This is a genomic window from Patescibacteria group bacterium, assembly GCA_041659765.1.
GTDB lineage: Bacteria > Patescibacteriota > Patescibacteriia > UBA9934 > UBA9934 > JAGORL01.
Window position 1 is genome coordinate 431,733 of record JBAZXR010000001.1, and the last position, 21,830, is coordinate 453,562.

Annotated in this window: 21 protein-coding genes and 1 tRNA gene; 7 read left to right on the forward strand and 15 right to left on the reverse strand. The window is 51.3% G+C overall.

Translation table 11 applies throughout. From position 1 onward, the window contains the following. Positions 1-148: 148 nt before the first annotated feature. Positions 149-1,093 (forward strand): hypothetical protein, encoded by a 945-nt coding sequence (locus tag WC813_02395; protein ID MFA5946852.1) that lies wholly within the window; start codon positions 149-151, stop codon positions 1,091-1,093. Positions 1,094-1,228: 135 nt separating this feature from the next. On the opposite strand, the gene WC813_02400 is transcribed toward WC813_02395, so the two are convergent. Beyond that, positions 1,229-2,197 carry a Gfo/Idh/MocA family oxidoreductase gene (locus WC813_02400; protein MFA5946853.1) on the reverse strand — a complete coding sequence of 323 codons (969 nt, stop codon included), beginning with the start codon at positions 2,195-2,197 and terminating at the stop codon, positions 1,229-1,231. A 45-nt stretch (positions 2,198-2,242) separates the two neighbouring features. Between WC813_02400 and WC813_02405 the strand changes: the two genes are divergently transcribed. Further along, positions 2,243-2,440 (forward strand): hypothetical protein, encoded by a 198-nt coding sequence (locus WC813_02405; GenBank protein MFA5946854.1) that lies wholly within the window; start codon positions 2,243-2,245, stop codon positions 2,438-2,440. A gap of 213 nt (positions 2,441-2,653) precedes the next feature. On the opposite strand, the gene WC813_02410 is transcribed toward WC813_02405, so the two are convergent. From WC813_02410 to WC813_02420, 3 genes are all read right to left on the reverse strand, one after another. Continuing rightward, positions 2,654-3,601, reverse strand: coding sequence for a hypothetical protein (locus WC813_02410; protein MFA5946855.1), 948 nt, complete (start codon positions 3,599-3,601; stop codon positions 2,654-2,656). Between the two features lies 1 nt (position 3,602). Beyond that, the gene (locus WC813_02415; protein ID MFA5946856.1) at positions 3,603-5,585 is read right to left on the reverse strand and encodes an ATP-binding protein; all 1,983 of its coding nucleotides are present in this window, start codon (positions 5,583-5,585) and stop codon (positions 3,603-3,605) included. 459 nt (positions 5,586-6,044) lie between these two features. Beyond that, positions 6,045-6,119, reverse strand: a tRNA-Asn gene (locus WC813_02420). 46 nt (positions 6,120-6,165) lie between these two features. Here WC813_02420 and WC813_02425 point away from each other — a divergent pair. From WC813_02425 to WC813_02435, 3 genes are read left to right on the forward strand one after another with little or no spacing between them, the layout of a single operon-like run. Continuing rightward, entirely contained in the window at positions 6,166-6,546 is a 381-nt protein-coding gene (locus WC813_02425) for a DUF2809 domain-containing protein (GenBank protein ID MFA5946857.1), read from the forward strand. Positions 6,547-6,596: 50 nt separating this feature from the next. Beyond that, positions 6,597-7,055, forward strand: coding sequence for a hypothetical protein (locus WC813_02430; protein ID MFA5946858.1), 459 nt, complete (start codon positions 6,597-6,599; stop codon positions 7,053-7,055). 27 nt (positions 7,056-7,082) lie between these two features. Then, the gene (locus tag WC813_02435; protein ID MFA5946859.1) at positions 7,083-7,379 is read left to right on the forward strand and encodes a SemiSWEET family transporter; all 297 of its coding nucleotides are present in this window, start codon (positions 7,083-7,085) and stop codon (positions 7,377-7,379) included. A 19-nt stretch (positions 7,380-7,398) separates the two neighbouring features. On the opposite strand, the gene WC813_02440 is transcribed toward WC813_02435, so the two are convergent. The 5 genes from WC813_02440 to WC813_02460 all read right to left on the reverse strand — a co-directional run bounded on the left by WC813_02440 (position 7,399) and on the right by WC813_02460 (position 12,870). Beyond that, complete coding sequence (locus tag WC813_02440) at positions 7,399-7,821, reverse strand: hypothetical protein (protein ID MFA5946860.1); 423 nt, start codon at positions 7,819-7,821, stop codon at positions 7,399-7,401. 7 nt (positions 7,822-7,828) lie between these two features. Next, positions 7,829-8,332, reverse strand: coding sequence for a GreA/GreB family elongation factor (locus WC813_02445; protein MFA5946861.1), 504 nt, complete (start codon positions 8,330-8,332; stop codon positions 7,829-7,831). Position 8,333: 1 nt separating this feature from the next. Continuing rightward, positions 8,334-9,539: a hypothetical protein gene (locus WC813_02450; GenBank protein ID MFA5946862.1), complete on the reverse strand. Its 1,206-nt coding sequence runs from the start codon at positions 9,537-9,539 to the stop codon at positions 8,334-8,336. 83 nt (positions 9,540-9,622) lie between these two features. Next, entirely contained in the window at positions 9,623-12,199 is a 2,577-nt protein-coding gene (locus WC813_02455; GenBank protein MFA5946863.1) for a putative metal-binding motif-containing protein, read from the reverse strand. 251 nt (positions 12,200-12,450) lie between these two features. Beyond that, positions 12,451-12,870: a MopE-related protein gene (locus WC813_02460; GenBank protein ID MFA5946864.1), complete on the reverse strand. Its 420-nt coding sequence runs from the start codon at positions 12,868-12,870 to the stop codon at positions 12,451-12,453. A gap of 158 nt (positions 12,871-13,028) precedes the next feature. On the opposite strand from WC813_02460, the gene typA reads away from it, so the two are divergent. Next, complete coding sequence (gene typA, locus WC813_02465) at positions 13,029-14,840, forward strand: translational GTPase TypA (GenBank protein ID MFA5946865.1); 1,812 nt, start codon at positions 13,029-13,031, stop codon at positions 14,838-14,840. A 96-nt stretch (positions 14,841-14,936) separates the two neighbouring features. Continuing rightward, on the forward strand, positions 14,937-16,280 hold the full coding sequence (locus WC813_02470; GenBank protein MFA5946866.1) for a hypothetical protein: 1,344 nt from the start codon (positions 14,937-14,939) through the stop codon (positions 16,278-16,280). Positions 16,281-16,327: 47 nt separating this feature from the next. On the opposite strand, the gene WC813_02475 is transcribed toward WC813_02470, so the two are convergent. The 6 genes from WC813_02475 to WC813_02500 all read right to left on the reverse strand — a co-directional run bounded on the left by WC813_02475 (position 16,328) and on the right by WC813_02500 (position 21,816). Further along, entirely contained in the window at positions 16,328-17,401 is a 1,074-nt protein-coding gene (locus WC813_02475; GenBank protein ID MFA5946867.1) for a sigma-70 family RNA polymerase sigma factor, read from the reverse strand. A gap of 226 nt (positions 17,402-17,627) precedes the next feature. Further along, the gene (dnaG, locus tag WC813_02480) at positions 17,628-19,511 is read right to left on the reverse strand and encodes a DNA primase (GenBank protein MFA5946868.1); all 1,884 of its coding nucleotides are present in this window, start codon (positions 19,509-19,511) and stop codon (positions 17,628-17,630) included. Between the two features lie 151 nt (positions 19,512-19,662). Continuing rightward, entirely contained in the window at positions 19,663-20,106 is a 444-nt protein-coding gene (locus WC813_02485) for a hypothetical protein (protein ID MFA5946869.1), read from the reverse strand. Then, positions 20,103-20,591 (reverse strand): YbhB/YbcL family Raf kinase inhibitor-like protein, encoded by a 489-nt coding sequence (locus WC813_02490; GenBank protein MFA5946870.1) that lies wholly within the window; start codon positions 20,589-20,591, stop codon positions 20,103-20,105. The genes WC813_02485 and WC813_02490 overlap by 4 nt, the downstream gene beginning before the upstream one ends. A gap of 74 nt (positions 20,592-20,665) precedes the next feature. Beyond that, a complete protein-coding gene (locus WC813_02495; GenBank protein MFA5946871.1) occupies positions 20,666-21,241 on the reverse strand; it encodes a thermonuclease family protein in 576 nt (191 codons plus the stop codon). A gap of 2 nt (positions 21,242-21,243) precedes the next feature. Further along, positions 21,244-21,816, reverse strand: a complete 573-nt coding sequence (locus tag WC813_02500; protein ID MFA5946872.1) for a carotenoid biosynthesis protein — start codon at positions 21,814-21,816, stop codon at positions 21,244-21,246. Positions 21,817-21,830: the final 14 nt, after the last annotated feature.

Below are 21,830 nucleotides of genomic sequence, written 5' to 3' on the forward strand. Positions count from 1 at the left end.
AGCAATCATCATACAGCCGAGCGCCCCACCAGCCATAAAAAAGCCACGAAAATAGCTAGATCGCTAGTAATTTATTGACAAAATGGCCCAGATCCGCTACAAATCCCTGTTGTTCTTTCAGAAAAATCAAGTAATTTTGGAGGTTCCATTGGAAACTGCAATCGTCAATCGTCCTGAGGTTACCGCCATTACCTCATTCCGCCGGACCGGCGTCCTGATGTTCGAGCTCGAGATGTTCCGTCCCAACGGCGAGAACATCATCGCGCAGACGCACGCGTTTGCCATCTTGCAGAAATACTTCGAGGCCTCAGCGACCGACCAGCAGGTAGTCACGTTGCCCGTCGCCTTGAAAAAGGCACGCATCGGCCCGCTGGAAATAGATGGCGGCTATCAGGGCTTTCCAGCGAAGCTCTTGGTTCCTACACAGGCCCTCGCCACTCCAATCGCGTCGGGCTGTCTCCTGCAGAAGGCTCAGGAGACGGTGAACCATCCGATCGTGAAGGCTCTGTCTGGAGAGATGCCCTACCAGGGCGAGCGGTACGACATGCACATCACCGGCTCTGACCGGAAAGGTGTGCTCATCGTGCGCGCCTCCCAAATCAATCTTGGCGACATAGGTGCACAGAGGCCGACGGTGAGAATCTACGCCCTGGACCCAAAGTGGAAGGGCGAAGAACCCTATCTGCGCGTTACAGGTCCGCCCGGCGATACATTCGCGCGTTCCGGTGCTTGCACGCATTTGCGCGAGCAAGTGAAGCGCGCAGAACGGGTGGCTGCGGAGATCACGGAAGCTTTCCGCACCATGACCCCGGAAAATCCACCCCAGTTGCCGGACGACGTGAAGCGCGACCTCGACCTCCTCGGCGAACACGCACTCGACAACTGGTGCGAGGGAGCCGTCAAAGGGGATGCAAACGCGGTTCGGCAGTTAGCGGGCAAAGCCTGCTCCATCAGAGTGAGAATCCTGATGCGAGAAAAAATCAGCAACGGTTCAGACTTCACGTCTGGATTCCCACTGATCAGTCCCGGCATTTGTATCCTCCCTCTCAACATGGCGAAAACGCTACTCGAACTCTGCGACGCCAGCCGGTAGACGTCGACCTTCCGCCACGAGCGCCCACTGTATACAGTGGGCGCTTTTACATTCCCTAAAAAATAAGACCCCAGCATTACTGCTGAGGCCGTAGGGGTGGTCCCGACGCACCGCGAGGCGCGCCGAGATCAGTGGCTAGTAACGGATGTTGCGGATACTGACGCGCTGCACGCCTTCGTTCTGCAGAACGATACCCGCCTCGGTGTTCATCAGCATCTCCGCTGGCAACAGGTAGCCCGAATGGCCTGGGGTGAGCAGGGAGTCGTGGAAGTCGGTCATGACCTTCTGGAGCCGGCCTTCGTAGTCGATGGCCAGGCCGGGCACCACTTCGGCGGTCTTGTGGTCGTGGTCGTACACGGTGGCCTGCGCCATCATCATGTCCAGAGCCACTTCACCGCACTCGAATCGGACACGGCACCACTCCGGGTACACATGTTCCTTCAGACGACGGGTGCCGCGGAAACGGAAGGTGATCCCGTCATCGCGCCGGCCCACCGCGTCGTAGTGATCGAACCCGTCCTGGAGTTTCCAGGCCTCGAAACTTTGAATGCCGAACAGGGCATTCATCAGATCGACCTCGTGGTTGATGTGGTCGAGCAGGAGGCTGCGGGTGTGCTTCCAGGCGTTCGACGGCGCGTGGTAGGAGAAATCGAAGTCGAAGCTGACCACCTTGCCAAACCGCTCTAGGAACCCGGGCTTGTCCGGCTGCGAACCCAAGCCGTCTTGCAACCAGCAGATCGGTCTATCGAACCGGCGCGGGTGGCAGGACGTGAGGATAAGCCGCTTCTTCTCAGCCAGGTCGAACGCGGCTTCCAGCTGAGCGAGATCCTGACCAGGGACCATGAGCGGCTTCTCGCAGAAGACGTGCTTCCCCGCCACGAGCGCGCTCTCGATCTGCCCCAGATGGTACTCATCCGGAGAACAGATCATCACGGCGACGATCTCCTTGTCGGCCAGGAGCTCTGCGAGCGAGGCGTATTTCTTGTTGCTCTCGATCATCTCCATGGCCTTGGGATCCGGGTCCCAAACGCCGTGAGTGGTGAAGTCATCCAGGTAGTTCTTGGCATGATGTTCCGCGTGCGTACCGCAACCGATAATTCCCATCAAACGTGACATTGTTGTAGCCCTCCGTAAAATTAATGCGGCCTAATGTTAGCAAAAAAATACAAAAAAGTCAAGCAAAAAAACAAAGAACCGACACCATTGCTGATGTCAGTTCCATGTGGCTCCCTAGATTATCTTTTTACCGAACTGGGGAGTATCTACGCCGAAGTGAAGATCGGCATGGATAAGATGCGAGCAAATTGTGAATTTATCCGATTGCCATCCCAACAATTTGCAAAATAAAACCTAAAGCAAATAGTAAGAATGCAAAGATTCCCAATCGGCGATCTTTTAGATGTTTTTTCTGCGTATAGTTGCCGTCTACATCCATTTGCGTAATAAAGTCGTCATCGACATTCCTCTTGGTGATTAGGAACGGATATATAGCCACAATTGATGCAACCGTATTAAAGATCAACCCCGAGATAATTACACCGTTACTTAATGTCATATCTGCTAAAATAAACGTTCTAATCTTTCGGGTATCAATACTTCCTCAAGATCCCCACCATCATTCCGTTTGTAGAAAAACAATTTTGCCAAATTCAAATTTTGATCCTGCAATTTTACTGCATCTTCCTGTTCAAGGCGATCTCCAACAACGATCACTACCAATCTCTTTATACCAAATATTGCAAGCTTCTCTTTGAATCTAGCGAGAATAAACCTTAACGCTTCATAATTTTTTGAAGTGAAATATCGAATTTCGATTGCGGTGGGTTTACCAAGTTTCTTAGAATAGAGAAGACCGTCTAGAATAAGATCCTTTTTTCCTTCCATTGTCAGTTTAACTTGGGATTTATATTTTTCACCATATCTCTCAATAAGCCTCGTCTGAAGAATCGTCTCAATTCTCGAAGCTTTTTCATACCGATCAACATTCTTTTGATCTAGAGTGGCAGCGTCTTGTTTGTTGCTTAGTGCATTAGCGGATGTTTTTGAAGAAACCTCAACTTTCTTAGTTTTTGGCTCTGTCTCGATCATTTCCTGAATTGTTTTTTTCTTTGCTTCAGCATCAGTGGCACTTGATTCGACTACGGCGGCATTTATTCCATCTGATCCCACGTGAGTCATTCTATTTTTAATGAAGTGATCTATGGCATCGTGATGTCGCCATAGGATGATGAGAGCAATGAAAAGTATTGAAGCAGACCAAGAGGTTAAAATTATTTTGAGATATTCGTCGATAACAAATAAAATTGTCTCCACACCAAATTGAACTTTGAATAAAGCGACTATTAATGAGATCGTAAACGCCAAAAGCAAACCATAAGGAAGCGCTACCTTACAAAGAAGGTAAAATACCTTCGCAATAATCGTTCCACAGCTTTTTAAAAAGCCGAGGGTGTAATACCAAATCTTTCTAAAAATATTTTTCGTAAAAAGCAAGAGTCGTTTGACCATATCAAACTAAATTAACACTTGCTTCAGTGACGATTTCTTCAGGAGAAGCGAAGTCCTTGGCTATCAAATTTTGATCGATTTGTAATTTGTCTTGGATAAACTGATGTCTGAGTTTTGCGGCGGTCAAAACCTCGCTCCATGTTCGAACGTAAATTTTATAGTTTCCTTTATTGAAAACTAAGCCCTTATTTTTCTCGCCATGATTTTTATTATTTTCAATCTCATCTTCTATATAACTATCCATGCGGTTGCCCACAAGAATAAATTCCCAATGCATATTTGAGGCATTGAAATCAGCAACCGACAAAATTACACTCATGTATTTTTTGACCTGAGATAACTCTTCCTCACCCAAGATTACAGATGGTCTCTTTAATTCAACGACAATATTTTCAATTGTACTTATTGTTTTATTTTGCCTGCACAAGAAAAGATCCATTTCCTTATTTTTGTCCCTATGCTTAATAGAAATCGTTTCTATCTCCCCACCAAGATGCTCATGATAATTAGCGAGTGCTTTTTCAAATTTTTGTTCGGTGGATGCTAATAGATGGTATTGCTCTCCAAAAATCCAATAATTTAGATCAAGAAATTTTTGGAGATGATCACGTTCGTTTGCATTAAAAGAAGTTTTGAAAACTAAATCATTCAACTGATCAAGAGCAATGAAACGCTCTTTGATCAAACGCGTGGCATGAATAATATTTGATAGATGCGTCACCTTAAGTAACTCGCACAATTCATCAATATCTTCTGAATCCAATTCAAGTACAGCCTTGAGAATCTCAAATATCTTTTCTTTCTCTCCCGATTCCAACAATACATTTAATAGTCCAACCAACGTCTTCTTCTCCTCGATGGAAGAAGTGGAGAAAATCTTTGGTTGAACTTGATACAGTCCTTTGATTACTTCTTCAAGCTCATTCTTTTTAACAAGATCCCATTGGTCTGTACCAAATTTCGGAATAATCCCTTTGCTCTCATATTCCTCAATCAACTGTTTCGCGTAGTTAGCCAAAAATGGCTTACGTTTTTTTCTTAAAAACTGAGTTAATTCTTTTTCTAAAAACTTAAATTCTGCGTCAGATTTAGAGTGACCGAAAAGAGTGCGATCTTCTTCCCCAGAACCGCCCTCGGCATTAAACTCATCGAAATAATCGCTCTTAATGTAGACGCTATGATAAAAGCTATCGCCTTTGTTATTTAATTTTGTTGTCTCTTTCCAGATCTCATCATCTTTTGAATTAACAAGGTAATAGCGGGAATACTCGTCGTGAAGTTGCCTACTCCAACGAACAAAATTAATTTCAAACTCTGTATTTGATGCAGGATAAATAAATTTTGTTGAAGCTTGCTCTCCAATTATTGAAGCGTAGTCGAGTGGCTTGCCGTTGATAAGAACGGCGAATCCTCGTTTTTTGTTTAATTCCAAAAACCAGCCGAATTCAGCTTTTAAATATGCTTCTACCTTATCCTGAAACATCGTAAACGTGAGGGAGTTTACAGAGTCGAAGGTAACGGTAGTCCCAGTATTTTTTTCAGCAGACTTCTTAGGGGTCGAAGAGTTGGTCTCGTAGTGGTTTAACTTTTGAGATTCGATGGTGATGTCGTATTCAAATACCTCGTCTTTGTTTTTAAATCTTGTAGTCCATACAGCCCTCTCTGAAAAAGTAAAAAAGGTAAGGCGACCAATCCCGTTTCTTCCGTGCGTTAAGGACTTGTTCCTGGAAGGACTTTTAGCCATTTTTTCGGATTGAAAAAACGGTCTAAATTTTTGATCAAGAAGGCTTTTATCGATACCGCTTCCATTGTCGGAAATACTCAGGCTTCGAATCCCACCAAGACCCTCCACGTCCACATCTATTCTGACATCCGTTGCGCCAGCATCGAAGCCATTCCAAATAAATTCAGCAAAAGCTTCTTCGGCGGTGTATTTACGTAAGATTTGCTTTATCCCTCTTTCGTTCACTTCAATGATTGCCATAAGCTTATACCGATTCTATCAGTTTAAGCAGACTTAGCAACCGACTCTCGTAGTACAAAAACGTATTGAATTTATGGCTTAATTAATGCCTCCATTCCGTCAACAAGTTTCACTTCAAATTTGCTCAATCCAAGGAGCAATGGATCCCGTAGCGTACGCCAGCGAGGTTCAGAGGCTTGAGGGGGAGCTTCAGGAAGTCGAAAAGAATCTCATAGCCACAAAGGAAACAGCCGAAGAAATGCTTAACACCATTTTAGAGTTTTCCGAACTCGTAAAAATGGCTAGCATCACATATAAATACGCGAATCCTCGTGAACGTCACAATCTTCTCACGCAAGCGTTTACCGAACTCAGATTAGCGAACGATGACTTTACATACGATCCAAAAGAGGGCTTTTTAAAGCTTTTTCAGCGACACGATAAAAAGAAAACACACCTTGATGAACAAGATGTGGTTTCTGGCTCGGGGGGTGGGGCTCGAACCCACGACCCAAGGATTAACAGTCCTTTGCTCTGCCACTGAGCTACCCCCGAATATTAGGCTATTTCAACAATAACCCGTCGGTAGTATAAAGAGCGTATGCAAAAAAGGCAAGTAAATGAATTGCGTACTGTTTTTGGAGTTTTGGCCATCATCAGCCTTCTTTTTGGACTTCTCATCTTTTTCTTTGTCCACAGCGGTTTTCTCCGTAACTACGGCGGTGATGTGGTGGCGGTTACTTTCCTGTATTCGCTGCTTAGACTCACCCTTAGCCCAAAACCAAAAACCGCGGCGGGCATGGTGTTTGCCGTGGCGGTGTTCATTGAAGTTCTTCAGGCGCTCGTCAGCCTCCCCCATTCAACCGTAACAACTTTAACGCTCGGGAGTACGTTTGATCCCCTGGACCTGCTCGCCTATTTCCTGACCGTACTTGCGCTCTACTTGCTCGACAACGGTTTGCGCGCTTCTCTTGCAAAGTGAACCAGAGGCGCTCGAATGGTCTGATGTTTTGTTATACTCCGTTGGAACGTATGAACAAAAAAATACTGCTTGCGATTATCAACATCGTCGGGCTATGCATTGTCATCGCCGCAGTCACCATTGGGCTTGTCAATCACAACCAATGGATGGGACCCGTACTCATTGGTCTTGGCATCCTTTGCCTGCTAAGCCTCGTGCCATTTAAAGTAAAGGTCACATCCGCAGGCCCGGATATTCTTTTTGGAATCATCGATAACGGTATATTGGCCATCATGGCGATTTTTGGTGGTCATTTTGGTGGAATTGCGGGCGCGGTCCTAGGTGGAGTTGTGGGAAACGCCATTACTGACGGCATCGCGGGTATTTTTGAAGGATACATCGCGGAAAAGTTCGACTCTCAGGACCTTTCAAGTCATCGAACGCTGCTCAAATCAGCTGTAGGAAAAATGGCGGGATGCCTTCTGAGCGCCGGAGCCGTGCTGGTTGTTGCAGAAGTATTCGGCTGGTAATTCGTCAAAAACACAACCAAGAAACCTATGCGCCCTCCTTTTCTCGGGCTTATGAATAATCAGCGCCATAAACACGCCATTGACTACGTAGCCGATGTGAATAGCGGTGTTTCCGCCGTAGCCCTTTTACCGCAACTCATTACGGTCTTGGGACACAAAAGTACTGTAGGACTCTCGCCGCTAACATTTTTCTTGATTGCGCTCAATAGTTCCGTATGGTTTGCGTATGGAATCCATCGTCATGCACCCCCGCTCATTATTTCATCCTCGCTAAACGCGCTTGTGTCGATCGTAATTTTAGGCGCCATGTACATCTGGGCATAATGCGAAAGCCGATGACGCACTATTCACTCTTACGTGGCTTGCGCTTTTCTTCCTCGGCCGCGGAGTTATGAGTGTCCTTCGGCATGCGCTCCTGGTTAGCAATAGCGTCCTTCATTAAGCTCTTTTTATCTGCCTCAGTCATCGGTCTCAAGGGTTCGACGTACCTGGGAATAGGTTTAGGGGTAACAATTTTTGCCGGCGAAGGTTTCGATTCCTTGATTGTCGTTTGCTTCATCGCTTCTTTCACTTTCTCGAGTAGCACCGCCCCATCATGCTTTCTGTAGGCCGGGAAGGAATTAATGGCCAGATAAATACGACGGTTCAAATCAGCCCACGGTTTTTGTTTTGGGTCTTTAGGAAACTTTTCCGCCTCCTTGGCAATGTTTTCAAGCTCTGTCTTTGAATACGTCGGCCCGCTTCGGCCGTGCTCTGGGGTAGACATAAAAATATTAGTTTACGGATTTGATTTCAATTTTCGCCAGCCCGTTTCCAATATGTTTATCATACACGTCTCCCGCGCTATGGCCCAAGAGCGCCGCCCCAAGCGGACTGGAACGAGAAATCTTGCCTAATCCGGGAGCTGTTTCTAAGGAGCCAAGAATGGTGACGGTGAGGGGCGAGCCATTCAACAGCAATGAGATGGTTGAACCCACGTGCACTTTGCCGTCAGCTGTCCCTTGTTCGATCACCCGCGCATTGGTGATACGGTCTTTCAAATTTTCTATTCTGCCGTCCATTGACCGGAGCGTAGATTTAGCCACGTGATACCCAAAATTTTCCGAGCGGTCCCCCATCTCAGCGAGTCTCTGAACTTCGAGCAGCTGTTTCGGACGCTCGGTTTTAACCAGACGATCGAGAGTTCGTTTCATGCTGTCGAGCGCAGTCTGCGTCACGAACCGATCCGGTTCCTCAACCTTCTTCAATGTTTCCGAACGCCGAGTAGGGACTCTCATACTAAAAAGTAACGCGAATACCAGACAGCGTGACGCCGGACTTCACCACGGTAAATGGAGTTTTCAAGCCGTGCTGCGGGGCGTGTTCGATGACGGATGATTCAAGAAACAGAGCATTCCGTTCATCTGTATCCTCGGCGAGCTTCGACGCAATGTTCACGGGCGAGCCGGCGATTTGTTCTTTGCCCTGTCCCATGTCGAACAGCAAGACCTCGCCCGACACAACCGCAATATTACAGGTCAGTTCGGCCTCCTGTGCAGTGGCGTGAAGCGCGATTGATAAATCGACAGCTTCACTAGAGCTCTCGAGCGTAATAATCATGAGCGAGCCGTTCGCGCTGACCAAGTTTGCGCTGTATTTACGCAGTACCTCATTCATGAGCGAATTCGTAGCTACGCCTTGGGCTAGCTGGTCCAAGAGTAAAGGTTCGTGTCCGTGGAACACCCGAACAAGCACCACGGTTCGAGCAATCAATCGTTCTTTCTCAAGAGCAGCGATCGCCTCTGGATTAGTTGCATCGAGTTTACGGAGGGCGTCGGCGAATCCTGAATCAAATGGGGCCGGGAACACCACATCGTCGCCCTTGGCTACCGGCGAAATATCCGCCACGTTTTCTAATACAAAAAATTCCGCGCGCTCTTTGTCAACCTTAAATGTATCGCCAATTGCTTTCTTTACTTCGGCCGATATCATGACCTCCCCCGCCTTGGATTCTTCTTCTGTTACCTGCTCGACGGCATCGGCGTCTGCTCCGTATAATCCACCGCCAATCTCGTAAGAAAGTCCGACGTGAATACCGAGTCCGACTTTGACGGTGCAGCGTGCCGCTTCTTTCTGGAGGGCGAGCATCTGGCCCACCACCGTGGCCGCTGGAATACTTTCTGGATAGAACATCTGCGTGTTGTCCGCAATCCAAATACCAATCGGCTTCCCGCCAATGGCCTTGCCGTAAGCATGAATCAGTTCTTTCGGCTCGCTCACTAGCTTCATCACTTCGATCAGCGATTTATTCATCGAAAGTTTTGAAAGACCGGCTGAATCTGAAGAAACAATTATCCCTTCTCTTTTGTATGGAGCGAGCAACTTCTCGTGGGTTTCTGGAGTGCCGTCACTTTTGACCCACTCCTCAATTAAATCAACGGGAATCTCGCCTGCAATGTCTTGCGACAGATCAGCGAAAACTGACTGAAAATGCTTATTTTGCATACGGCCATCAGATTAGCATAAAAAAAGAGCGGGCGCCCATGGACCGTGAAGTCCAAGGGCACCCGCGTGAGAGAGCTGACTGCCTACTTGACGCTGCCGCCGTAGCGCTTGCCGGTACCGTCCGCGACATAGGTGATGTCACCCGTGTTCTGGCTGACGGTGTACCCGCCGGTCGGACCGGTGGCGCTCAGGATGTGGCCGCCGTGCACGTTGCTGGCACACCAGTCGGCGTCGTTGTTCAGCCAGCACTGGATGGACAACGTGTCGTTGCGCATGGTGGTCAGCTGCACGGTCACCACGGACCCGCTGCGGATGGCCGTGGAAACCACCGCGCCCGTATTGACGTTCTTCACCTCGAAGTTGTTGAGGGTCATGCCCGTCGCCGCGGCGTCGAGCGTGAACGTCCAGGTGTTCGTGGTCCGGCCAGTCGAGCTCGTACCGTCCTGCCCGTTGCAGTCCTGATCGTGGCCGTCGACCGAGAGGTCGAGGGCGCCAGGGTACGTGTCGCTCCGGGTGTCATCGCAGTCACCCGAGGCCGCCACGTAGCCGGCCGGCTGGGAAGCCTGCGCGACCGAGACGAGCGGGTTGCCGAACTTGTCGCTGTCACCGTCCTTGTACCAGGTGTTCGTGGACGGCAGCGAACAGACCAAGTCCCCGCCCGAGCAATCGTCGTCCACGGCATTGCCGCAGACCTCCACCGCTCCCGGCTTCACGGCGGCATTGCCGTCGTTGCAGTCGGTCTTGTCCGTCACGTAGCCCACGGGCTGGGAAGCCTGCAGGAGGGTGACGAGCGGGTTGCCGAACTTGTCAGCGTCCTTGTCTTCATACCAGGAGACCGCGCAGACCGCGTCACCGCCCGAGCAGTCCTCATCCAGGTTGTTGCCACAGGTGTCCGTGGCCCCGGGGAACTGGAGCGGGTTGCTGTCGTTGCAGTCATCCACGAGCACGGTGCTCGCCGCCTCGTTGGCGTCCAGACAGTCCAGATCCGTACTGATGATCGCGGTGGACTGGTTGGCCACGGACCGGTGCTTGTCGTTGTCGCCGTCCAGGTAGCACGACTCGAGCGAGTCGCAGTTCTGGTCCACGCCGTCACCGGCCTGTTCGATCGCACCGGGGTGGATCATGGCCCTGATGTCGTCGCAGTCGGTGGCGGGGTCCGTGGCCTTCGCCTCGAACGGATCCGCGCAGCTGACGTTGGCGCTGCCGATCGGCAGGTTCAGGCTCGTGCGGAACGTGTCGTCATCGAGGTCAATGTAGCAGACCTCCGTCCCCGTGCAGTCCTCGTCGATCTCGTTGCCGATGATCTCAGACGCCAGCGGATGGACCGTGGCCTTCGTGTCGTCGCAGTCGGTCGAGAGCGCCACGTAGCCCGCGGGGGCCACATTGACGTTCACGGTGGTCGGCTGCGACAGGTTTCCGTACCCATCCACGTCCGCGTCCTTGTAGAACGTGAACGTGCTGGTCGAGCACACGTTGCCTTCGTCGATTCCGCTGACGCAGTTGTTGTCCTGCGCGTCGCAGATCTCCACCGCCCCAGGCTTCACGGCGGAATTGCCGTCGTTGCAGTCCGTGGCACTGGCCACGTACCCAGCCGGCTGGCCAACCTGCACGGTGAACACGAGCGCGTTCCCGAACAGATCGCCGTCCTTGTCCTGGTACCAGGTGGTGCCATTCACGCACACGTTCCCTTCGTCGATTCCGCTCACGCAGTTGTTGTCCTGCGCGTCGCACACCTCGGTCGCGCCGGGCTTCACGGCGGAATTGCCGTCGTTGCAGTCCGTCGAGTTGTTCACGTAGCCCGCGGGGGCAACGTTCACATTGACCGTGGTCGGCGACGAGAGGTTCCCGAAGCCGTCCGTGTCCACGTCCTTCCAGAACGTGTAGGTGTTGCTCGAGGGGCCGTCCTTGCCGTCGCAGTTCTGGTCCACGCCATCGACCGTGGGGTCGGGGGCGTTCGGATTCACCGCCGCATTCGCGTCGTTGCAATCCGTGTTGTTGGCCACGAACCCGACAGCCGGAACGGCGCTCGTACCGCCGGCGGAATTGCCGAAGGTGTCGCCGTCCCCGTCCTTGGAGTACACCACGCTGCCCTTGTCGGAGGTCAGCGTGTTGCAGTCATCGTCGAGGCCGTTGTTCAGCACCTCCGCGCGGTCCACGTTGATGGCCGCGTTCGCGTCATCACACTCGCCGGCGGGCTCGGAGAAGTAGGCTTCCCCGCTGCTCTCGCAGTCACCGTCGGGCGAGGTGAAGAACGTCTCCAGCCGGTGACCGTCGTTGTCACCGTCCGTCCAGCACTTGACGGAGTTCGCGTTCGGCTCGTCCACCTGCAAGTTGCAGTTGTCGTCGTAGCCGTTCTGCTGCTCCTGCGCGCTCGGGAAGATGGCGCTATCCGCGTCATCGCAGTCGCCGATCCGCTTGGACTTGCCAGCGGGCACGACCGTGACGCACGTCGGAGTCTCCATGGCCCCCCAGCCGTCACCGTCTTCATCGTCCGTCACCGGCGATTCCGTAAGGGTACAGTACGCGTGGCGGGCGGCGTCGTTCGGATCCGCCTCGTGCACCGTGGCCCCGCTGTCAAGAGCGGTGTCCTCGGTCAGGTCCTGGTTGTCACACGCGCCGATGGAAAGGAAGCCCATGAGCACGAACAGTCGATTCTTCATCTCTACCTCCTGGCTGGTTAGCCGTTACACTGTCTTCTCGAACTCACACACTAATGAAAGAAGTCCCCAAATGCGTTCGATGGAACATTTGAGGAACGGGTGACCTTATAGAATTTACTGACTATTGTCAAAAGATTCGGCTTCGATCAGCGAAAAATGCACACAAGGCGTTGATTAGTGGCTATTATTAGCAAAAAAAAGACGGCCCATACCCTAAGGCTGGTGCCGTTTTGTTCGATGAGAAGCTGATATCAACGATTCGCGTCCTGACCGTCGCAATCCTGATCGTGGCCGTCGACCGAGAGGTCAGGGGCTCCAGGATACGTATCGCTTCGAGCGTCATCGCAATCACCGGAGACCACGACGAAACCCGGAGGGGCCACGTTCGTCTTCGTCATCCGCCACCGCGCTGCACTCCCGTACCTATCGCTGTCACCGTCGCGGTACCAGGTAAACGTACCCGGGCCGCACATGTCATCCTCGTCTACGAGTCCGTCGCAGTCGTTGTCGATCCCATCACATGACTCGACGATAGTCTTGCAAACAACCGGCTGATCACGCGTGGTGACGGACTGCTTGAATTGCCCAATTCGGATCCCGATCGCGGTAAGGAGGAGGCACAGCGAGAGCACAAGGACGATTGCCCCACACCGACCACGCGATTCGAACATATTCATGAAACCCCCAAAATGGTCGTCTTCTGCCCGGAATGGGTGGATGACGAACGGGAAAGGTTAGCAAAATTATGTGAAATTGTCAACCAAAATGGTGCTAAAGCTGGCTAAAACTTTGACAATTTACGGTTTGCCCTATATACTTCCGCCCACTTATGGAATTCCGAAATATTGCAATTATTGCTCACGTTGACCACGGTAAGACCACGCTTGTGGACGCCATGCTCAAGCAATCCGGTACGTTCAATGAACGTGACGTGATTGAGAATTGTGTCATGGATAGTAACGAGCTTGAACGCGAGCGCGGCATTACCATTTATGCCAAGAACACCGCCATTGTGGTGGATGGCATTAAGATCAACATTGTTGATACCCCAGGCCACGCTGACTTCGGCTCTGAAGTAGAACGCGTGCTCCGTATGGTGGACTCGGTGCTGTTGCTGGTGGACGCCTACGAAGGCCCGATGCCGCAGACAAAGTTTGTGCTCCGCAAGTCGCTCGCCCTCGGTCTTAAGCCGATTGTGGTGATTAACAAGATCGACAAGCCAACGGCTCGCCCAGACTGGGTGCTGAACCAGATTTTCGATTTGTTCGTCGAGCTCGGCGCCACGGATGCCCAGCTTGATTTCAAGCACATCTACTCTATTGGACGCGATGGCATAGCTAAGATGGAGCTGACGGACGAGAGCAAGGATCTTCGCCCGCTGTTCGATTTGATTTTGAAGACTGTTCCCCCAGCTAAGAGTGAAACTGAAAAGCCGATGCTCATGCAGGTAGCGAACCTTAAATACGATAACTACGTTGGTCGTATTGCGGTTGGTCGAATTGTTGAGGGTATTGTAAAGATGAACTCGACCGTTACCGTTATTAAACAGGACGGCACGCGCTACACCGGCAAGATCACGAAGCTTTACACCCACCAGGGTTTGACGAAGGTAGAAGTGAACGAAGCTGTGGCTGGCGACATTGTGCAGGTGGCCGGTTTCCCGGACATTTACGTAGGCGAAACGATCGCCGAGTCTCCTGATGCTGAAGCTTTGCCGACTCTCGCTATCGACGGCCCGACCTTGACCATGAACTTCATGCCGAACTCTTCCCCGTTTGCGGGACGAGAAGGCTCGCTTGTTACTTCTCGCCAGATTCGCGAGCGTTTGGAACGCGAGCTTGAAATCAACGTTGGACTCCAGGTTGCTTTCCCGGAAAGCGATGGTGAGTTCCGTGTTTCTGGCCGCGGTGAAATGCACCTGGCAATTTTGATCGAACAGATGCGCCGCGAAGGCTTTGAGCTCCAGGTGTCCCAGCCGCAAGTAATCATGAAGACGGAAAATGGCGTGAAGATGGAACCCATGGAATCGGTAGTGATTGACGTACCGGATGAGTACGCCGGCTCAGTGATTGAAAAGCTCGGCAAGCGTAAGGGTGACATGACGAACATGATGAGCGAAAACGGTTCAACCCGTTTGGAGTACACCATGCCAACCCGCGGTATTCTTGGCTTCCGCACGGAGTTCATGACGATTACCAAGGGCCAAGGTACGTTCTCCCACATTTTCTCCGGCTATGCTCCGCATAAGGGCGAAATCACCCGCCGCACTTCCGGCTCCATCATCTCCGGTGAAACCGGTAAGACCACACCGTACGCTCTCGCTATGGTCCAGGAACGCGGTGCCATGTTCGTGGCTCCTGGTACGGAAATTTACGAGGGCATGGTGATTGGCGAAAGCGCCAAGGAAACCATGACCGTGAACGCGGTCAAGGAAAAGCAGCTGACCAACATGCGTGCCTCTTCCGCTGACCATATCGTCGTGATTACTCCAGCGATCGACATGAACTTGGAACGTGCTCTCGAATACATCGACTCCGATGAATACGTGGAAGTCACGCCACAGAACGTCCGCATGCGCAAGAAGTACCTGACCGAAACAGAACGCAAGCGCTCGGGTAGATCCAACGCGAATGATGTTTAAATAAAAAGACCCTCCGCACATTGACGGAGGGCTCTTTTTTTGCTAGCCTTACATGTCTCCTTATGGAGATTCCTTCACAATCACCCAGGAGTTTTCATGGAAAAGTCAGCTAGGAATATCATAACCTTTAGAGGTGAATTCCCTGATTCTCTGCTCGTTCCCGCCAAGATGATCGCCGACGCGTTAGCTCCGTACGACGCCCTCACTGATGCGTTTGAACAGCCGGGTGACACAATCGCCCTGTTCGAACTACTTGATCTAGAAGGTTGTTTCACCGAAGAGCTCATCCGCCACATCCCCGCTGGCGCCAGTCTGCTCAACGAATACTCCGTCAGCCAAATCAAGGTCTGTAGGTCGCTGCGCGAACACCGCCGGTATCTCCAGCGACTCAACAACTCGCTGAAACGCATCATGCGCGAGCTTAAGGCAAACGGCTTTCCGATCACGTGCATACTGCTGAACGAGATGATCGCGACCATGGATCATCAGGATCTCGGGACACAAATTCAGTCCATGGGACTAATGGCCACCAAAACAGCTCGGCATGAGAGCAGCGTGGCTTACAAGATCCCACCCGGCGACGTTATTCGGTCAAACCGCGACTTCGCCTGGTACGAAATCGCCGAGGCAGCCAGCCGAACGCCTCAAAACAAGTTCAAGACCATCATCGGAATGAAAACCGTACGGGACATGATGAAAACGGTCGACCTCCTGTTTCTGAAACGCAAGGCCGTCTCTATGAAGTATCGGTTCGCTGTTGGACTCAACGTTCCACATCTCACTTTCTGCTTCATGGCGAGCAATCACTTGCTCAGCGTCTGCAAGCTCGCAGCCATAGACATCAAGACCAAAACAATCGTGGCCGACGCGGAAGTTGCCAGGGACAACGGCGAAATCACCTTCGCCGGATGCAATTTTCTGTCTGTCGCCACAGCCTTTCAAGTGTTCAACGCCAAGCGCGGGTATATGTTTTTGCGCGACATCGTGTCAGCGAACCTATACGCGTTACTCACTGAGGGCCAGATCCAGGAACGCGAATACATTACAGAGACCGAAACGGGACCAAACGTGCCTGCAGATGTGCCTATCGCCGTAACCGGCGTCCTCGAAAACGCACAGCAGGCAGAACAGACGGTCGGAACCTCAACCGCGGATGTGACTGAGCGGTTGTCCGAGGAAACACCACCAGAGGTCTGTGTTCCCTCGCCCACGGTGGTGGGCAAAGGACGGTTCGGCTACCGCAACATCCTCGCCACGCTGTTCCGGTTCGGAGTGACTATAGAAAAAGGGGGCCGACACGTGAAACTAAGGTTCGGGGATAAAACCACCCCATTCCTGAACCGGCATCAGAAAGAAGATCCAGTTCACAACAGACTAAACCTGTTCCGTGCTCTGGAGGCTCTCGGCATTCCGAAAGACCAGTTCGTCAGCTCACTGTAACAACGTAAAAGGCCGTCCGGACGCAAGTCTGGACGGCCTCATTCTTTTTAATAATCCCTCAGCTTCTGAATAATTTCCTTCTGCTGAATCTTCTCAAGGGCCTTCGCCTCAATCTGACGAATGCGTTCGCGGGTGACGTCGAATTCGCGACCCACTTCTTCGAGCGTATGGGACACGCCGTCTTCCAGGCCGAAACGCATTTCAAGGATCTTCTGTTCGCGGGGCGTGAGGTCACGCATGGCCTCGAGCACGTAGTCCTTAAGGAGCTGGCGGGCAGCGGCTTTGTCTGGGGACAGATTCTTCACGTCAACCACGAAGTCGCCGAGCGTAGAATCATCGTCATCATCACCTACCGAAGTATCAAGCGAAACAGTTTCCTGGGAGATTTTTTGGATGTGCTGAACCTTCTCAAGCGCGAGCCCCATTTCTGCGGCCAGTTCTTCGAGCAATGGTTCACGGCCAAGATCCTGAATGAGGCGGCGCTCAACCTGTTTGTAGCGGTTGATCGTCTCCACCATGTGAACCGGAATACGAATGGTCCTAGATTGGTCGGCCAGCGCGCGGGTAATGGCCTGGCGAATCCACCACGTGGCGTACGTAGAGAACTTGTAGCCTTTGCGGTACTCGAACTTTTTAACAGCTCGAAACAAGCCGACGTTACCTTCCTGAATCAAATCGAGAAGTGACAATTGCTTGCCGACGAACTTCTTGGCAATAGAAACCACAAGACGCAGGTTCGCCTCAATCAAACGACGCTCTGCTTCTTTCTCGTTGCGTTCTTTGCGCTTGGCGAGGGCGACTTCTTCTTCGGCGTTCAAGAGTGGAATCTTGCCGATCTCGCGCAAGTACATCTGAATAGAATCCTGCGTCAGCTCGGACGAGAGGACGCTGTCAGACTTCTTATCTACCGTCATGCGCAGCTTCTCGTACACGTCGTCACGGCTCTTGCCGCCGCCGAGCAATCCGCCCTGCATTTCTACGAAGTGCAAACCTTTCTTTTCGAGACGATCAAGAAACTCGTCGAACAATTCGAGATGATCCTCAATGTAATTAAAAGCAAACATCACTTCACTTTCCGTCACGAAGCCGCGGGTCATGCCACGCTCTACCAGACGAGCCATAGCCTCTTCTGTAGGCGGCGGGCTCTTTTTGTCAACAATGAGCTTCACTGGCGGCTGTTTAGCGCCGTCCTTAAAAACCTTAGAAGATTTCTGAACTTTCTTAAGGCTTGCTACCGGCTTTCTAGCTGGCGAGCTCTTGCCCTTCACTGCCGGCTTCTTAACCACTGGCTTTTTAAAAACAACTGACTGTTTCTTCGCCATAAAAAAAGACCGCGAGCCCGTGAAGTTATTCGCGGGGGTGCAGTAGAAGAGCAAAATCATCCATGAGCGCGGTCAAGCGGGCGTGATCTCCGGAAATTTCAGCTTCCCGAATTTCTGCCTCAAGTGCCTTCCGGCGGGACTTTTCTCGCTCGTCCTTAAAGAGAATAAGATGGCGGTCTACCTCGGCACGCACGTCTTTTGGCGGCAGACGGGCAAGCATCTCGTCAATCTTGAGTGCGAGGGCATCGAGCAGTTTGAGCAGCTCAGGTGCGTTCACACTCTCGAGATGTGCGCGTAGTCGTGTAAAAAGCGATTGCTTTTGGGGTGCGGCACTCAGTTCCGTTTGCGCGGAATTATATACCAGGTCCATATGAGTGTAAAGCGACTTCCACGGATCCCGCAAAACCTCTGTGGGAACACGAGAAAGAATCTCCCCCGCCGCTTTCTCGTACTTGAAGCAAACGCCGAGGAGAAAGACGGCGGCTTGAGTAGGTTTGTCGAGATCTGGAGAGAAAGAAGGTTGCGGAGGTTGTGCAGGTTGAGCAGGTTTTGGAGTCTGACTTGCCTGAGCTTTGTCGGGGAACGTCTTCACAACTTTATACCCCTGAGCCATGGTTCGTAAAACGTCGACGCTCACGTGCGTGGCGTCTGACAGGCGCATCAAATACAAGTGTCGTTCATCTTCTCGAGTAAGCCCCGCCACTTGTGGCAGAAGTTCGTCAACCAATCGACGGCGAGCCTCCACGCTTACGTCCTGCTTTTCATTGAATACTCGAAGGGTCTTTTCGAAATAATACTCAACAATCTCAATAGAGTGCGCCGCAATCTTTTGCCAGAGCTCGGGGTCTTTTCGGACAACATCATCTGGGTCCTTCCCGGCTCCTTCAGGAATCACGAGACAACGAATTGATACGTCGAGCGTCGGTTCTTTCTTCTGCAGTTCAAGCGCGAGGGCGAACACACGCTTGGCAGCGGCGAATCCGGCGGCGTCGTCATCAAGACAAAAAACCAAACGCTTTGTGTAACGGAAAAGCGTCCGGAGCTGCGTCTCGGTGAGGGCCGTGCCCGAACTCGCCACAACGTTTTCGACTCCCGCCATGTGGGACGCGATCACGTCCAGGTTTCCTTCAACAATAATTACTTCGCCCGCTTTTCGAATCCCCGACTTCGCCAAATGCAAACCATAAAGGACAGCTCCCTTGTGATAAATGGGCGTTTCTGGAGAGTTGATGTATTTCGCTTCGTCCGGCAATCCTCCAGGCAATATGCGCGCTGTGAAGCCGACCACGCGACCATTCGCGTCGGACAATGGAACCATCAAACGACTACGGAATCTGTCGATGAGTCCGGAACCGTTCTTACGACGATGACAAAGTCCACTTTCAACAAGCGCTCCCTCGGCAAATCCTTTCTTCTGCAAATGAAGCGCGAGGGCGTCCCAATCGTTCGTAGACGTGCCGAGACGAAATTTGATTTGCAGTGCTGGCGGAAATTTTCGCGTCAACAAATAATTGCGGGCAATTCCCGTGAGCGATGACGCGGCGAGGACGCCTTCGTAAAACTTCGTCGCCTCCTCATGAATTTTATAGATGACGTCTGCTCGATTGGCCTCGGCGGTCGGCTTGTACTCGGGAAGTTCTATGCCCGCGCGCTTGGCGAGCATTTTTAAGGCTTCGATAAAATTGAGTCCTTCCATCTCCATGACAAAAGAAAATACGTCTCCGCCTTTGTCACAGCCGAAGCATTTGAAAATCTGTCGCTCCCGAGAAACGTGAAAACTCGGCGAGCGCTCAGCATGAAACGGACACAGGCCCTTAAAAGCGCCCGAGCCCGCAGGCTTGAGCGTCACATACTCGGCAATCACTTCCGCAATATCGAGCTTTTGCTTGATCTCCTCTTTGGCGTCCATGGCGTCATCCTAGTCTATCGCACCTTCCTCCCGCAACCGCTCCTGTTTACGCTTTTCCCCGCCATTGTATGCTACCTCTTTATAGGTCAAAACAGACCCTCGTGGGATCTGTTTGACGACTGCGTGGACTTTTTCAGAAAAGGTCATGAACTTATTTGCGGCCGAAAAATTTGGCGATGCGACCAAAGACAGATTGCTTTGGTTTAAGGTGTGCGGGAAAACCCTTACCGATCAGCTCATCCTGACCAGCGTTTTGTGTGTAGGTTCGTCCTGTTAATCGTCCGATCTCTGGTTTTTTTAAATACGGAATACTGGTGGGGTTCGGGACGATTGTTACTCCTGCCGAAACCGCCTTCGCTCGTTCCTTCTCTAAGCTCGCTTTGTTATTTTTTATACGCTGTTCTATTGCTTCGGGCGTAAGGTGAGGGACTTCGGGCGGTTCCTCGTTATTCAACGCATGTATAACGGCTCGTTCTGTGTGAACAGGTTCTATCTCCGCAGGCTCGCTCTGCAAATAAAAATTCTCGCGCTTGGGACCACTGCCCATATCATATGGGTCTACCTCGCTCACGATCTCGGGGTTCTTTCTCTTCATACTTTAACCGTTGCTTTCGAGGCTTTGCTTATCCGCGCTTCCTTTTTCACCCGCTGATAACGGCCGGTTAAAAATGCCGAGCTCAAAATGTGCCCTTCCAAGGCTTTCTCAAGCACCGGACGAGATGACTCATGCGGAACTTCAAGCTCCTTATCTAAGGCGTAAATGGCAAAACGATACACATGTTCGCCGTAACTTGGGCACGGGCCGCCGTAACCGACTTCTGAGAAGTCAGTCTCCCCCTCACGCGCGCCCGCGGGCACAGAGTCTTCCTTGATCACCCGCGTATCAGGAGAAATATTCCACACTGACCAATGCAACCAATTTCCACTAGGCGAGTCCGGGTCATCAACCATGAGTACTAAACTCTTTGCAGCGGCTGGTACTGCATCAATCCGTAATTCTGGATTTACGTCGTCACCGTCACAAGTAAATTGAGGAGGAATCCGATCACCGTTTTTAAATTCGGGAGATGAGATGCGCATATCTCCTCGCATGATAGTGTTGTGCAGAAAGAGCGACAAGATGATTCATACACATGTGCACACTCATCTTGACGTTACGGATTTCCGTTACATGTGTCCGGAGACCACAGTCCAATTTTTTTCGTCTTAGCCTCCGCTTCTGCGGCTCGATAGACTTTTTGATTAACGTACGGCGTGTTGTACGTGTACTCATGAGCGTATCCGTCTTTGATCATTTGCAAATTAATATCCGTACCGTCAGCGGTGTACACGTAACGCAACCAACGATCATACTTATCCTCACTGGCCTGCGAAGGATCAGTCGATAAACGAACCGACGATACATTTAAAAGGGCCTTCAGATGCTCAGTAGCCTCATGGCCAAAACACTCCACCGGCTTGCGCGGATCCACACTTTCCGGTGTATTGATACCAATCAACCGCACCTTATACTTGTCGGTGTCGCTAAAGGCCACCTCAATCGTGTCGCCGTCAACCACTCGCGATAATACCGTGTAGCCCTCGGGGACATTTCTGTAGTCTGCTTTACTGACTTCTTCGTCGAGCGTCGAAAACTGGGGAGGCGTGGTCGAAGCCTGCCAAACACCAAGCGCGATTACGACGATCGAGAAAATTGCCCCAAGCAATTTCTGCTGTTGCGATTTGCTCATACTTAATTTCCTGAAGTCCAGCCATGTCTCTTGAGATCAAACCAGGAAATAGCGAGCACAAATAGCAATCCAAAAATCGCGGGCATGATTAATCCGTGACGAATTGATTGCAAAGTAGCGAGCGCAACAAAGATCAAGAGGAGTGCGACAGCTTTCTCGCTTCTCAAATTATTCGGTAAAACAAACGCGGCCAGCGAACCAGTAAACAGTATGCCCACAAAATTTGCTACTGGAACGTTTAGGTACTCTCCCCCATTTCTAAACGCCCATAAGCCTTCTGCGACCGCGCCCGGCTCGACTATTAAATCAACCGCCAACAACACCAAAGCTACGGTTAGCATAAAAGGCAGGCCTCTAGGCACGCCCGCGCGGTTGGCTAGGGCGGTCGCACCCGCAAACACTAAAGGGAAACCAAGAACAAACAACAGCGGGACCTGCAGAATAGCCAATCCCCAACCGCTCCCGTACCAAAAATAGCCGTAAGGAAAGCCAGTTTTCAAAGCGATAACGTTCATGACCAGACTAAAGGCCAATAAACCCATGAACCACAGGACATTCTTTTGCGTAGGCAGCATATGCCCCAATAATA

Coding starts and splice junctions, on each gene's coding strand:
- WC813_02400 (MFA5946853.1), bottom strand. CDS start 2,197: ATGGGAATTATCGGTTGCGGTACGCACGCGGAACATCATGCCAAGAAC.
- WC813_02405 (MFA5946854.1), top strand. CDS start 2,243: ATGTTAGCAAAAAAATACAAAAAAGTCAAGCAAAAAAACAAAGAACCG.
- WC813_02410 (MFA5946855.1), bottom strand. CDS start 3,601: ATGGTCAAACGACTCTTGCTTTTTACGAAAAATATTTTTAGAAAGATT.
- WC813_02415 (MFA5946856.1), bottom strand. CDS start 5,585: ATGGCAATCATTGAAGTGAACGAAAGAGGGATAAAGCAAATCTTACGT.
- WC813_02425 (MFA5946857.1), top strand. CDS start 6,166: ATGCAAAAAAGGCAAGTAAATGAATTGCGTACTGTTTTTGGAGTTTTG.
- WC813_02430 (MFA5946858.1), top strand. CDS start 6,597: ATGAACAAAAAAATACTGCTTGCGATTATCAACATCGTCGGGCTATGC.
- WC813_02435 (MFA5946859.1), top strand. CDS start 7,083: ATGCGCCCTCCTTTTCTCGGGCTTATGAATAATCAGCGCCATAAACAC.
- WC813_02440 (MFA5946860.1), bottom strand. CDS start 7,821: ATGTCTACCCCAGAGCACGGCCGAAGCGGGCCGACGTATTCAAAGACA.
- WC813_02445 (MFA5946861.1), bottom strand. CDS start 8,332: ATGAGAGTCCCTACTCGGCGTTCGGAAACATTGAAGAAGGTTGAGGAA.
- WC813_02450 (MFA5946862.1), bottom strand. CDS start 9,539: ATGCAAAATAAGCATTTTCAGTCAGTTTTCGCTGATCTGTCGCAAGAC.
- WC813_02455 (MFA5946863.1), bottom strand. CDS start 12,199: ATGAAGAATCGACTGTTCGTGCTCATGGGCTTCCTTTCCATCGGCGCG.
- WC813_02460 (MFA5946864.1), bottom strand. CDS start 12,870: ATGTTCGAATCGCGTGGTCGGTGTGGGGCAATCGTCCTTGTGCTCTCG.
- typA (MFA5946865.1), top strand. CDS start 13,029: ATGGAATTCCGAAATATTGCAATTATTGCTCACGTTGACCACGGTAAG.
- WC813_02470 (MFA5946866.1), top strand. CDS start 14,937: ATGGAAAAGTCAGCTAGGAATATCATAACCTTTAGAGGTGAATTCCCT.
- WC813_02475 (MFA5946867.1), bottom strand. CDS start 17,401: ATGGCTCGTCTGGTAGAGCGTGGCATGACCCGCGGCTTCGTGACGGAA.
- dnaG (MFA5946868.1), bottom strand. CDS start 19,511: ATGGACGCCAAAGAGGAGATCAAGCAAAAGCTCGATATTGCGGAAGTG.
- WC813_02485 (MFA5946869.1), bottom strand. CDS start 20,106: ATGAAGAGAAAGAACCCCGAGATCGTGAGCGAGGTAGACCCATATGAT.
- WC813_02490 (MFA5946870.1), bottom strand. CDS start 20,591: ATGCGCATCTCATCTCCCGAATTTAAAAACGGTGATCGGATTCCTCCT.
- WC813_02495 (MFA5946871.1), bottom strand. CDS start 21,241: ATGAGCAAATCGCAACAGCAGAAATTGCTTGGGGCAATTTTCTCGATC.
- WC813_02500 (MFA5946872.1), bottom strand. CDS start 21,816: ATGCTGCCTACGCAAAAGAATGTCCTGTGGTTCATGGGTTTATTGGCC.